The organism is Arthrobacter sp. R4-81, from assembly GCF_054792365.1.
This window is the reverse complement of sequence record NZ_CP096445.1, coordinates 3716729-3729730: the sequence shown is the minus strand read 5'-3', so window position 1 is coordinate 3729730 and position 13002 is coordinate 3716729. Positions and strand designations below refer to the sequence as shown.

Here is a 13002-nt window from a genome sequence, read left to right as displayed (position 1 = left end):
TGACATGTCTATTTATCTGAACAAGGACTCTAAGGTCATCGTCCAGGGCATCACCGGTGGCGAAGGTACCAAGCACACCGCCCTGATGCTCAAGGCGGGCACCAACATCGTGGGTGGCGTCAACGCCCGTAAGGCCGGTACCACCGTGCTGCACGGCGAGAACGAAATCACCGTGTTCGGCACCGTCAAGGAAGCCATGGCCGAGACCGGCGCTGACGTTTCCATCGTCTTCGTCCCGCCGGCATTCACCAAGAACGCCGTCGTCGAAGCCATCGAGGCAGGCATTGGCCTGGTCGTCGTCATTACTGAAGGCGTTCCTGTGCAGGACTCCGCCGAGTTCTGGGCACTGGCACAGTCCAAGGTTGACGCCGAAGGCAACCAGGTCACGCGCATCATCGGCCCCAACTGCCCCGGCATCATCACTCCGGGTGAGGCCCTCGTGGGCATCACCCCGGCCAATATCACGGGTAAGGGCCCCATCGGCTTGGTGTCCAAGTCCGGCACCCTGACCTACCAGATGATGTACGAGCTCCGCGACCTCGGCTTCTCCACTGCCATCGGCATTGGCGGAGACCCGGTTATCGGGACCACCCACATCGATGCTCTGGCGGCTTTCGAAGCTGATCCGGAAACCAAGGCGATCGTCATGATCGGCGAAATCGGTGGCGACGCTGAAGAGCGCGCCGCTGACTTCATCAAGGCCAACGTCACCAAGCCGGTAGTCGGCTATGTCGCTGGCTTCACCGCTCCCGAAGGCAAGACCATGGGCCATGCAGGTGCCATCGTCTCCGGCTCTGCTGGAACCGCCCAGGCCAAGAAGGAAGCCCTCGAGGCGGCCGGCGTGAAGGTCGGCAAGACGCCGTCCGAGACCGCCAAGCTGCTGCGCGAGGTCTACGCAGCCCTCTAGGCACTGCAAACCAGGGCCCACAGGCGCAAGGGACCCGCTGCGAGCTTGCGAGCAGTGGTAGCGCCTGGGGACTCGACGGCGTCCGTCGCCTTCCATGGGAAGGTGACGGACGCCGTCGTACTTTAATTCGTGTTTCCTGGGCCCAACAGCTCTTCCAGCTGTTCATAGCCTGCGGCGATGCCCGCTTCCATTCCGTCTGAGAGGTACATTTCGCGGGCTTCCACGCTGGGGTACACGGAGCGGCCGGTGAGTTTGGAACGACCGCCCGGCAAATCCTCGAAGCTCGCGAACTCCAGCGTGACCACATCGGGGTATCCCTCATATTCGAAGGTCTGCAGCACGAACTCATTCTCGCGGACAGTGTGGAAGACACCCCGGAAGGCGTACTCGACGCCGTCATCACCGCTTTGGACGAAGCGGTAGGCTCCTCCGGACCGGCAGTCGAAGACGTCAATCCTGGTATTCAAGCCGCGCGGCCCGATCCACTGCCGGAACAGCTCTGGATCGGAATGTGCACGGAAGACGGCTGACGCCGGGAACTCAAACTCACGCTCGGTGTCCACGAAGGGCTCGTTTTCCGGGGCGACGAGTTTCAGTGAATTGCTCACATGCTCACCTGCCCTGATCGCCGTGAACGGCGCTGCCGAGGAGTTCATCGAGGCGCTCGTAACCCTCGGACATGCCGCCTTCCATGCCGGAGGCGGCCACGCCGTCACGGGCTTCCTGGCTGGGGTATACCGAGTGGCCCTTCAGCCGGCACCGGTTGCCGCCCAGGTCCTCAAAAGTGAGGAACTCGATGCTGACTACATCCGGATACCCGTCGAACTCGAAGGTCTGGATGGCGAACTCGTTCTCGCGCACTGTGTGGAAGATACCGCTGAAGGCGTAGCTCACGCCGTCGGGCCCGGTGTGGTGGTACCGGTAGCTGCCTCCACTTCGAAAATCGTAGTGGTCGATTTCAACGCTGGTGCCCCGCGGACCGAGCCATTGAGCGATCAGCTCAGGGCTCTTGTGGGCCCGGAAGACGTCGGCCACAGGGAAATCAAACTCGCGTTCGAAGTCGATAAAGGGCGCACCGTCCGGGACGGTGAGTTTCAGGGCGTTACTCATGATCAATCCTTTGCCTGGTTGCCGCTCGCGGCGGCATTGGAACGGAGCACGGCATCGAGGTTTCGGAACTGCCCTTCCCGGACCAGGCGGTACTGGTCAATCCATGCGGTAAGGGCCTCAAGCTGTGCGGGATTCAGGTGTACGGGGCGGCGCTGGGCATCACGGGTCCGGGTGACCAGTTGCGCCTGTTCGAGAACCTGGATGTGTTTGGAGACGGCCTGCTTGGTGATCTCAAACGGTTCGGCCAGCTCGTTGACTGTGGCAGGCCCCCGGCTGAGCCGGGAGATGATGCGGCGGCGCACTGGGTCAGCCAAGGCGAGGAATGCCGAGTTGAGGAGTGCGTCGTCGCCGTCCATTCCGGTTTCCCCACCTCCCTTCCATTCGCTCCTTTAGAAGCGTAATCAACCAATAGCTTTATCAACCTTTTGGTTGTTTAAGACTAATCAAAGAGCGGGGATACCGCAAGCTCCATTCGCCACTATTTGTGAAAAAACAAGTTGTAAATATGTCAGTACAAACCTTTGACAGGACATGAGACATAGGGCAAAGTAGAGCGTGTAGTTCCGCTTCGGACGGGGCTGAAATTGCCGGAACCCTGGCTGCTAGTGGTACAGAGTTGAAACCAGAAAGGTCCGCGATTACCGTGACCCACGAACTGCTCACGATCGGGCGAATCAGCGTAGACATCTACCCGAACGAAATTGGCGTTGACCTTGAGGACGTGACCTCCTTCGGAAAGTACCTCGGCGGCTCTCCCTCCAACGTTGCCGTTGCCGCGGCCCGCCACGGACGGCGCACTGCTGTGATCACCCGGACCGGAAACGATGCCTTCGGAAACTACCTCCACAGGGAACTCCGCAAGTTCAACGTTGATGATTCCTTTGTCCTCCCGGTTACGGAATGGCCGACGCCGGTAACCTTCTGTGCCATCAAGCCCCCGGATGACTTTCCCCTCTATTTTTACCGCTTTCCAACCGCGCCTGACCTGCAGATCAACGGTGATGAGCTGGACTTCGCCGCAATAAAGGAAGCCGGGATTTTCTGGTCCACGGTGACAGGCCTCTGCCAGGAGCCCAGCAGGGAAGCGCACCTCCAGGCTCACGGGGCCCGGCCCCGCACCGACCTGAAAGCGGGACAGCACACCATCCTTGACCTCGATTACCGTCCGATGTTCTGGCCCGATGAGGCTGCCGCCCGTGCAGAAATTGCAAAGGTGCTGCCGCACGTCACTGTCGCCATCGGCAATGACAAGGAATGCGCGGTTGCTGTGGGCGAGGGAACGCCGGACGAGCAGGCAGACCGCCTGCTGGCTGCGGGCGTCGAAATCGCCGTTGTGAAACTCGGACCGGAGGGTGTGATGGCCAAGACACGCACTGAACGTGTGGTGTCCGCACCCGTACCTGTTGTTACTGTCAACGGCCTGGGGGCGGGGGACTCCTTTGGCGGCGCCTTTTGCCACGGACTCCTTGCCGGCTGGCCCCTCCCGCAGATCCTGGACTACGCCAACGCGGCCGGAGCCATCGTGGCTTCCCGCCTCTCCTGCGCAGATGCGATGCCCACACCGGCCGAGGTGACCTCCCTGCTGTCGGAACGCGGCCGCCTCGTCCCTGCGGAGTACGCAGAGGGCAACTACGCCGCAGAAGGAGCATCGCTGTGACGGTCGCCGCCGGAAACGCTACCGGGACGGTCAACGACGATCCCCGCCGCTATGAGCACCTGAGCACCATCCGGCTTGAGGACCCTGATGCCATAGCGCGTGCCGCGAAAACGAGGCGCCGCCACCCGGGCCCCAAGTACGGCCAACAGAACTTCATTGTGGCCGCCGACCATCCCGCACGGGGAGCCTTGAGCGTTGGCGCTGATCCAATAGCCATGGCGGACCGCCGCCAACTCCTGGACCGCCTTCAGATAGCCTTGGCCAACCCGGACGTCGACGGGATCCTCGCCTCGCCGGACGTGATGGATGACCTGCTTCTGCTGGGTGCCCTTGACGGCAAACTCATGTTCGGTTCGATGAACAGAGGCGGCCTGGCGGGTCTCGTCAACGAGTTCGATGACCGCTTCACCGGCCACACCGCCGCGGCACTTGAAGCGCTGGGTGCAGACGGTGGCAAGATGCTTACCCGTATCTGCCTCAGTGATCCGGACACGGTATCGCTTCTCGAAGCAACAGCTAAGGCCATTGACTCACTCGCAGAGCGAAAGCTGATCGCCATGGTGGAGCCGTTCCTGTCCCTGCGCGAGAATGGCCGGGTGCGTAACGATCTCTCTACCGAAGCCGTTATCAAATCGGTGGCCATCGCCGAGGGACTGGGATCCACCAGCGCCTATACCTGGATGAAGCTGCCCGTGGTGGCCGACATGGAACGGGTTATGGCCGCCACCACTATGCCGACGGTTCTTTTGGGTGGCGATCCTGACGGTAGCCAGGATGAGATCTTCGCCAGCTGGGAGGCTGCGTTGTCATTGCCAAACGTGCAGGGCCTTACAGTCGGGCGCACCTTGCTGTACCCGCAGGATGGGGACGTGGCCGGCGCCGTAGCCACTGCCGCTTCCCTCCTCCGGAACAGCCGCCTCAGCCATGCCAGCGTTGGCACACCAGCAGAAGTAACGGAGTAACTCATATGGCAACAGCTACACGCAGAATGACAGTGGCGCAGGCCGTCGTCGAATATCTCTCCAAGCAGTACACCGTTGATTCCATTGGGGGTGTTGACTACCGGGAGCGGCTGATCCCTGGAACGTTCGGAATTTTTGGCCACGGCAATGTCGCCGGTGTGGGCCAGGCCCTCAAGCAGTACCAGCAGCAGGATCCCCGCATCATGCCGTATTACCAGGGCCGCAACGAACAGGCCCAGGTGCACCAGGCCGTGGGCTACGCCCGGCACACCCGCCGACGCCAGACGTTCGCTGTCAGCACTTCGATCGGTCCGGGCTCCTCGAACCTCCTCACTGGCGCTGCGCTTGCCACCGCCAACAGGCTTCCGGTGCTGCTGTTGCCCAGCGACACGTTCGCCACGCGCGCTGCTGACCCGGTGCTGCAGCAGCTTGAGCAGCCTTACGCCTACGACATCACTGTCAATGACGCGTTCCGGCCGTTGTCGAAATTCTTTGACCGCGTCTCCCGGCCGGAGCAGCTGTTTTCAGCGTTCCACCACGGGCTGCGGGTCCTTACCGACCCGGCCGAAACCGGCGCTGTCACCATTTCCCTTCCGCAGGACGTCCAGGCAGAGGCCTTGGACGTCCCGGAGGAGTTTCTCGCCGAGCATGAATGGCGAATCCGCCGCCCCGATGCCGACGACGACGATATCCGCCGCGCTGCAGAGGCAATCAAGGCTGCGAGGCGTCCGCTGATCATCGCTGGCGGCGGGGTGCTCTACGCCTACGGCAATGATGAACTGGCCAGGTTCGCCGAACTCACCGGAATCCCGGTAGGCAACACCCAGGCCGGCGTCGGCGTCCTGCCTTGGGACCACGCACTTTCATTAGGGGCCATAGGTTCCACGGGCACGACGGCGGCCAACGCAATTGCTGCGGAAGCAGACCTCATCATCGGGATCGGCACCCGCTACGAGGACTTCACCACCGCTTCGCGCACGGCGTTCCAGAACCCGGACGTGAAGTTCATCAACATCAACGTGGCACCCATCGATGCCTACAAGCACGGCACCTCGCTGCCGATCGTGGCTGATGCCCGCAAGGCTCTGGTTAAGCTGAACCGGGCCCTGGGCGGGTACCGCGTCGGTGCGGACCTGGAGCAGACCATTGCGACGGAAAAGCAGCGCTGGGACACCACCGTGGATGAAGTCTTCGACACACGCTTCACCCCGCTGCCGGCCCAAAACGAGATCATCGGCGCCACCAACCGGGCCATGGAAGCGCAGGATGTGGTGATCTGCGCAGCAGGTTCCCTCCCTGGGGACCTGCACAAGATGTGGCGTGTCCGCGACCCGTTCGGGTACCACGTCGAATACGCCTACTCCTGCATGGGCTATGAGATTCCCGGTGGCCTCGGGGTGAAGCGCGCGGCGCTGGCCGAAGGCGCTTCTGGCGGAACTGTCCGGGACGTGGTCGTGATGGTGGGGGACGGCTCCTACCTGATGATGCACACCGAACTGGTCACCGCCGTCGCTGAACGGATCAAGCTGATTGTGGTCCTGATCCAGAACCACGGTTACGCCTCCATCGGGTCCCTGTCCGAATCCCTCGGTTCCCAGCGGTTCGGCACCCAGTACCGGGCGCTGGATGAGGAACAGCACAGCTTCGACGACGGTGACAGACTTCCGGTGGACCTGGCCCTGAATGCCGAAAGCCTTGGCGTAAAGGTGATCCGGATCGAGCCGGGGGAGAAGGTCATCGCCGAACTCGAACAGGCCATCCGCGACGCCAAGGCTGCGCCGGAAGAGGGCGGCCCCATCCTGATCCATGTGGAATCTGATCCGCTTTTGGACGCTCCCGCCTCTGAATCCTGGTGGGATGTTCCTGTCTCCCAGGTTTCCGAGCTGGAATCCACGCGGCAGGCCTTCAAGACCTACACCGACCACAAGACCCGTCAGCGCAAGCTGCTCGGCTGAATCCCCCTTCGAACTTTCCAGAACTCAAGGAAGAGCATCATGACCGCTATCACTGACCAGAGCACCACCACGATCAACCACTTCATCAACGGTGCTGAAACGCCGGGTAAGGGCGGCCACACCCAGCCCGTTTACAATCCTGCTACCGGGGCCGTCAGCGGGGAGTTGCGGTTGGCGAACCGTGCTGACTTGGACGCGGCGGTTGCTGCGGCGCGGGTTGCTGCTGATTCGTGGGGTGATATTTCGTTGGCGAAGCGTACGGGGGTGTTGTTCAGATTCCGTGAGCTGGTGGCGTCCCATGTGGATGAGCTGGCGGCGTTGATCACTGCCGAGCACGGGAAGGTTCTTTCTGATGCGAAGGGCGAGATCGGGCGGGGCCTGGAGGTGGTGGAGTTCGCGTGCGGGATCCCTGAGTTGCTCAAGGGCGATTATTCGGACCAGGTCTCTACTGGCATTGATGTGTTTTCGTTCCGGGAGCCGTTGGGGGTGGTGGCGGGGATCACGCCGTTTAATTTCCCGGTGATGGTGCCGTTGTGGATGGCGCCGATGGCGATCGCGACCGGGAACGCGTTCATTTTGAAGCCTTCGGAGCGGGACCCGTCGGCGTCGATGCTGATCGCGAAGCTGTGGAAGGACGCCGGCCTGCCGGACGGGGTGTTCCAGGTCCTGCACGGGGGCAAGGAAACGGTCGACGGGTTGTTGACGCACCCGGACGTGGACGGAATCTCCTTCGTGGGGTCCACCCCGATCGCCCGGTACGTCCACGAAACAGCCACCAGGCACGGGAAGCGGGTCCAGGCGTTGGGCGGGGCGAAGAACCACGCGATCATCCTGCCCGACGCTGACCTGGATAACGCCGCCGACCATCTCGCCGCGGCCGCGTTCGGTTCCGCCGGGGAACGCTGCATGGCCATCTCCGTCGCTGTCGCCGTGGGGGACGCCGCTGAACTGCTGGTCAAAAAGGTTCAGGAGCGGGCCCTGGCCGTGAAGGTGGACAACGGGACGGTGCCCGGGGCGGAGATGGGCCCTGTGATCACGCCGGAGTCCCGGGACCGGATCGTGCGGATCGTCACCGAAGCCGAACAGGCGGGGGCTGCGATGGTGGTGGATGGCCGGGACCTGGTGGTTCCAGGGCATGAGGACGGGTTCTGGGTGGGCCCGACAGTGATCGACCACGTCAAGGCCGGGATGACCGCGTACACGGAGGAGATCTTCGGGCCGGTCCTCGTCGTCGTCCGCGTCAACAGCCTGGACGAAGGGATCGCCCTGATCAACGCCAACCCGTACGGGAACGGCACAGCGATCTTCACCTCCTCCGGAGCGAACGCCCGGAAGTTCCAGCGCTCCGTGCACGTGGGCATGATCGGCATCAACGTCCCGCTGCCCGTCCCGGTCGCGCATCACTCCTTCGGCGGGTGGAAAGCCTCACTGTTCGGGGATAAACACATCTACGGCCCCGAAGGCGTCTCCTTCTACACCCGCGGCAAGGTGGTCACCTCCCGCTGGCCAGAACCCACCCACGCCTCCGGCGCCTCCTACAACTTCCCCTCCAACTGATCCGCTCCGCGCCCTACCAACATCGAGTGCTGAGCAGATGGCGTTCTGCACCTCCAAAAGGGCATCAACTCAGCAACCGATGCAAAAGGAAAGAACATGACTGATAACAAGCTGATCATCGGCACCGCCCCGGACTCCTGGGGTGTCTGGTTCGCAGATGACCCCAAGCAGACTCCCTGGGAACGCTTCCTGGATGAAGTGGCGGAATCCGGGTACAAGTGGATTGAGCTGGGCCCGTACGGCTACCTGCCGACAGACCCCGCACGCCTCGCCGAGGAACTGAAGCAGCGGGACTTGAGAGTCACCGCAGGAACCGTGTTCACCGCCTTCCATCGAGGGCTGGACCAGTGGGAAACGGCTTGGGAGCCCGCACGCAAGGTTGCCGAGCTCACTGCGGCCATGGGTGGTGAGCACATCGTGGTGATTCCGGCGATGTGGCGCGATGACGTCACCGGGGAAGCGGTGGAAAGCGGAGAGCTGACCGACAAGAGCTGGAGTGATCTCTTCGAAGGCCACAACCGGATGGGCAAGACGCTCCTGGAGGACTTCGGCCTGAAGCAGCAGTTCCACTCGCACGCCGATTCCCATGTCGGAGCGCAAGAGGATATCGAAACCCTCCTGGCATCCACCGACAGCAAGTACCTCAACCTGTGCCTGGACACCGGCCACGCTGAGTACTGCGGCGCTTCGAGCCTGGAACTCATCAAGAATTACCCGGACCGCATCGGTTATCTGCACCTGAAGCAGATCAACCCGGACATCCTCAGAAAGGTGAACGAGGAGAACATGACCTGGGCGGCCGCCAACCTGGCAGGCGTCATGACGGAGCCACCCACTGGTCTGCCCGATCTCCGCGCAGTCATTGAGGCTGTCGAGGCACTGAACCGGCCGATCTTTGGCATCGTTGAACAGGACATGTATCCCGTGGCCTTTGATGTGCCCATGCCCATCGCCAAGCGCACGCGTAACTACCTGCTCTCCTGCGGCTCACGCACCGCAGTCAACTAGCAACTTTCACTCAAAGGAACGAACAAATGACTGAAACCCTTCGCGTTGCCGTCATCGGCGCCGGGCGCATGGGCGCGGACCACATCCAGCGTCTCAACAGCCGCATCAACGGCGCTGAAGTCGCCGCCGTCGTCGACGTTGACCTGGCACGCGCTCAGTCCACCGTGGCGGATATCCCGGGAGCTGTGGCGCTGACAGATGCCGAGGAGGCCCTCAATAATGGCGACGTCAACGCGGTCCTGATCGCAACCCCCGGCTTTCTGCACGAGGAGATCCTGCTCAAAGCGCTGGCCAAGGGTTTCCCCATCCTGTGCGAAAAGCCGTTGACGCCGGACGCCGCATCGGCATGGCGGGTGGTGCAGGCGGAGCAGGAACTGGGACACAAGCGCATCCAGGTCGGATTCATGCGGCGCTACGACGCCGAATACGCTGCCTTGGGCAGCGTGATCCGCAACCGCGATCTCGGCGAACTGCTGATGCTTCACCACCAGCACCGGAACCCCGACACCCCGCCGGGCTTCACGAACGAGATGCTCATCAACGACTCTGTGGTGCACGAGTTCGACGCCGTCCGTTTCTTTACGGGCGAGGAAATCACCAGTGTGCAGGTCCGGCTGGGCAAGGCCAGCAGGAACGCTCCGGCCGGCCAGCACGATCCGCAGCACGTTTTGATCGAAACCGAGTCCGGCGTCCTCGCCGATGTGGAAATCTTCGTCAACGCCCGGTTCGGCTATGAAGTCGCCACGCAAGCCACCTTCGAGGAGGGCGTAGTCAATATCGGCGGTGACCGGGGCCTGTACACGCGGACCGCCGGACGCTGGGGCGGCCAGGTGACCCCAGGCTTCGAGGAGCGCTTCGTGGCAGCGTACGACGTCGAAATCCAGTCCTGGGTGGACGCGGCGCGCCGTGGTGAACTCGGCGGTCCCTCCGCCTGGGACGGATACGCCACCGCCGCCTGCTGTGAAGCCGGCGTGGAAGCCCAGAAAAACGGCGAGAAGGTAGCGGTCAAGCTGAACGCGAAGCCGGCACTCTACAACTAGAAAGTGAAGGAGCCACCGCTTTGAAGATCGCCCTTGATCCCACGCCTTTCCATCACAGCCACAGTCTGCTGGAATTCCCCGGATTGGTTGCCGACCTCGGCTATCAGTACATGCAGCTGACACCCCACGCCGATTTCATCCCGTTCTTCAACCATCCCAAGGCCGATGACGAGCTGGTAGGCCAGTTGCGGAAGGCGTGCAAGGACGCCGGGATTGAGATCGCCTCGGTCCTGCCGGTGCTTCGCTGGTCCGGACCCGATGAAGATGCCCGTGAAGCCGCCGTCCGATACTGGAAGCGCGCCATCCAGATCACGGTGGACCTCGGCGTGGGGACCATCAACACTGAGTTCAGCGGACGGCCGGAGAAGGCTGAGGAGTCCGAGCGTGCTTTCTACCGTTCCATGGAGGAGCTCCTGCCGATCATCGAACGCGAAGGCATCGACCTGCTCATCGACCCGCATCCGGACGATTTTGTGGAGGAAGGACTCGCCGCCATCCGGGTGATCCGTGGGCTGAATTCCAAGAACGTGGGGCTGGTGTACGTCGCTTCGCACAGCTTCCATATGAAGGACGCTCCGCTGGAGATCATGCGGGCCGCAGGGGACAAGCTGCGTCTGGTCCACGTCGCGGACACAATGGACCATCACGCCTCGCATGGGTTGCGCTACATCACGAACCCGCCAGGAAACCCTGTCCGGGTGCACCAGCACCTGAAAATCGGCGACGGCGACGTCAACTGGGACGAATTCTTCAGCGGCCTCAAGGAGATCGGCTTCCTGGACAGGGACAACACCGTGATGGTCTCCAGCGTCTTCGCCGAAGACGACGCAGCCGAGGAGGTTTCCCGCTACCAGCTGGAAACCATGAAGCAGTACGTGCAAAAAGTCAGCGCATAGCCCTTACACGCCCGCGTGCAGCCGCGGCAGCGTGTCAACCAGCGGCGCGAGTTCAGGAATCTCCCGGGCTTTACTCAGTGTCCTTTCGAGCGTTGCATCGTGGACCGGACGGACCGTCTCCAGCAGTTTGACGCCGTTTTCCGTTAGTTCTGTATAGATGCCGCGCCGGTCGTCGGCGCACAAAATCCTTGTCAGAAGGCCGCGGTCCTCGAGGCGGTTGACCAGCCTGGTGGTCGCGCTGGCGCTCAGGGCGGTGGCCCGCGCGAGCTGCTGCATTCGCATGTGCCAGCCATCCTGTCGGCTGAGTGCATCGAGTACGGTGTACTCCACAACGGACAACTTGGCTTGGGATTGGAGAGAGCGCTCCAGTTCGGCTTCGATAAGGCCGTGCAGCGCTGCCAGCGTGCGCCAGCCCTGCGCCCGAACCTCAACGGCGTCATCCTTGATGCCCATCAGCTTTTCCTCCCAGGCAGCGTGTATAGGGCACGCCTGCCAGATAATAGTTGCATACGCGTTATATCTTCTTGCGCGTGATATCTACTTGTGCAACAATAAATACCGCGCGTGCAACTACTAGCCTACGCGCCCCGCACTCTTCCGCGCACTTTCCCAGGAGCTACTATGCCCATTGGCCTGATCGCCCTCGCGCTTGGCGGGTTCGGTATCGGACTGACAGAGTTCGTCATCATGGGATTACTGCCGGAGGTGGCAGCCGACTTCACCGTCTCTGAAGCATCAGCCGGTTGGTTGATCTCCGGCTATGCCCTCGCGGTAGTAGTCGGCGCGCTCTTGCTGACTGCGGGAGTGACCCGCTTCGAACGCAAACCCGTGCTGGCTGCGCTTTTGGTGCTCTTTATCGCGGGCAACCTCATCTCTGCCGTGGCCCCGGACTACGGAATCATGCTGCTCGGGCGCATCATCGCAGCCCTGGCCCATGGTGCCTTCTTCGGCATTGGAGCTGTGGTGGCGGCCGATATGGTTGGCCCCACCAAAAAGGCCGGTGCCATCGCCATTATGTTCACTGGGCTCACTGCCGCCAACGTGCTGGGCGTCCCCTTCGGAACGATGCTCGGCCAAGCGGCAGGCTGGCGTTCCACTTTCTGGGCCATCACCGTTATAGGAGTGCTTGCGCTGATGGGCATCCTGGCCCTGGTTCCTAAAACCAGCCACGCAGATGCGGCTCCCGGTGGCCTGCGCCGTGAATTGCTGGCCTTCCGCTCGAGCCAGGTCTGGCTGTCCATTGTGGTGACGGTGCTCGGCTACGGCGGAATGTTCGGTGCCTTCACGTATATCGCCTACACACTTACAGAGGTCTCCGGCTTCTCCTCTTCTGCTGTGCCGTGGCTCCTGATTGTCTTCGGCGTGGGCCTCTTCATCGGCAATACGGTGGGCGGCAAGGCTGCAGACCGAAACGTGGACCGCACTCTCCTTGTGGTGCTGTCCGTGTTGGTGGCGGTGCTTGTCATGTTCGCGTTGACTTCCGGCAACCAGATGCTGACCGTCGCATCCCTTGTCCTGATGGGCGGATTCGGATTCGCCACTGTCCCCGGCCTGCAAATGCGCGTGATGAAGTACGCGAAGGGTGCGCCCACACTGGCATCCGGCGCAAATATCGGCGCGTTCAACGTGGGCAACGCGCTTGGCGCGTGGCTGGGCGGGGTCGCTATAACTGCGGGCCTGGGCTATACCTCACCTATCTGGGCCGGGGCGGTGATGACCCTGCTGGGGCTTGCAGTGATGGCATTCGCAGCGGCGAGTGCCCGGACAAGCGCGGCGTTCGAAAGCGCGTCCACTCAATCCGCAGCGGTTCAGTCCAATGCCGAGCGGGAGTCACAGGATTCCGAAAAGAAGCACGTCGATGTCGAGCCTGCTGCTGTCCCCTGACAGGCGGTTCCTTGAAGGGGGTCAGC

General features: G+C 62.3%; 13 protein-coding genes. 9 read left to right on the top strand and 4 right to left on the bottom strand.

What is annotated here, in order from left to right:
• The first annotated feature begins 4 nt into the window (after positions 1-4).
• On the top strand, positions 5-907 hold the full coding sequence (sucD, locus tag M1E05_RS17140; protein WP_247048407.1) for a succinate--CoA ligase subunit alpha: 903 nt from the start codon (positions 5-7) through the stop codon (positions 905-907).
• 122 nt (positions 908-1029) lie between these two features.
• Here sucD and M1E05_RS17135 read toward each other — a convergent pair whose 3' ends face one another.
• From M1E05_RS17135 to M1E05_RS17125, 3 genes are read right to left on the bottom strand one after another with little or no spacing between them, the layout of a single operon-like run.
• On the bottom strand, positions 1030-1515 hold the full coding sequence (locus tag M1E05_RS17135; RefSeq protein WP_458113349.1) for an SRPBCC family protein: 486 nt from the start codon (positions 1513-1515) through the stop codon (positions 1030-1032).
• A 4-nt stretch (positions 1516-1519) separates the two neighbouring features.
• Entirely contained in the window at positions 1520-2017 is a 498-nt protein-coding gene (locus tag M1E05_RS17130; RefSeq protein ID WP_458113350.1) for an SRPBCC family protein, read from the bottom strand.
• Positions 2018-2019: 2 nt separating this feature from the next.
• Positions 2020-2373 carry an ArsR/SmtB family transcription factor gene (locus tag M1E05_RS17125; RefSeq protein WP_461163686.1) on the bottom strand — a complete coding sequence of 118 codons (354 nt, stop codon included), beginning with the start codon at positions 2371-2373 and terminating at the stop codon, positions 2020-2022.
• A gap of 287 nt (positions 2374-2660) precedes the next feature.
• Here M1E05_RS17125 and iolC point away from each other — a divergent pair, with 287 nt between their 5' ends.
• From iolC to M1E05_RS17090, 7 genes are all read left to right on the top strand, one after another.
• On the top strand, positions 2661-3674 hold the full coding sequence (gene iolC / locus M1E05_RS17120; RefSeq protein WP_458113352.1) for a 5-dehydro-2-deoxygluconokinase: 1014 nt from the start codon (positions 2661-2663) through the stop codon (positions 3672-3674).
• Positions 3671-4636 (top strand): Cgl0159 family (beta/alpha)8-fold protein, encoded by a 966-nt coding sequence (locus M1E05_RS17115; protein ID WP_461163685.1) that lies wholly within the window; start codon positions 3671-3673, stop codon positions 4634-4636. The genes iolC and M1E05_RS17115 overlap by 4 nt, the downstream gene beginning before the upstream one ends.
• A gap of 5 nt (positions 4637-4641) precedes the next feature.
• The gene (iolD, locus tag M1E05_RS17110) at positions 4642-6591 is read left to right on the top strand and encodes a 3D-(3,5/4)-trihydroxycyclohexane-1,2-dione acylhydrolase (decyclizing) (protein WP_461163684.1); all 1950 of its coding nucleotides are present in this window, start codon (positions 4642-4644) and stop codon (positions 6589-6591) included.
• A 39-nt stretch (positions 6592-6630) separates the two neighbouring features.
• Complete coding sequence (locus M1E05_RS17105; RefSeq protein ID WP_461163683.1) at positions 6631-8148, top strand: CoA-acylating methylmalonate-semialdehyde dehydrogenase; 1518 nt, start codon at positions 6631-6633, stop codon at positions 8146-8148.
• Positions 8149-8244: 96 nt separating this feature from the next.
• Positions 8245-9156 (top strand): sugar phosphate isomerase/epimerase family protein, encoded by a 912-nt coding sequence (locus M1E05_RS17100; RefSeq protein ID WP_461163682.1) that lies wholly within the window; start codon positions 8245-8247, stop codon positions 9154-9156.
• Between the two features lie 26 nt (positions 9157-9182).
• Entirely contained in the window at positions 9183-10196 is a 1014-nt protein-coding gene (locus M1E05_RS17095) for a Gfo/Idh/MocA family protein (protein WP_461163681.1), read from the top strand.
• Between the two features lie 20 nt (positions 10197-10216).
• A complete protein-coding gene (locus M1E05_RS17090; protein WP_461163680.1) occupies positions 10217-11092 on the top strand; it encodes a sugar phosphate isomerase/epimerase family protein in 876 nt (291 codons plus the stop codon).
• A gap of 3 nt (positions 11093-11095) precedes the next feature.
• Here M1E05_RS17090 and M1E05_RS17085 read toward each other — a convergent pair whose 3' ends face one another.
• Positions 11096-11545 (bottom strand): MarR family winged helix-turn-helix transcriptional regulator, encoded by a 450-nt coding sequence (locus tag M1E05_RS17085; RefSeq protein ID WP_461163679.1) that lies wholly within the window; start codon positions 11543-11545, stop codon positions 11096-11098.
• Positions 11546-11713: 168 nt separating this feature from the next.
• On the opposite strand from M1E05_RS17085, the gene M1E05_RS17080 reads away from it, so the two are divergent.
• Entirely contained in the window at positions 11714-12976 is a 1263-nt protein-coding gene (locus tag M1E05_RS17080) for an MFS transporter (RefSeq protein ID WP_461163678.1), read from the top strand.
• Positions 12977-13002 lie beyond the last annotated feature (26 nt).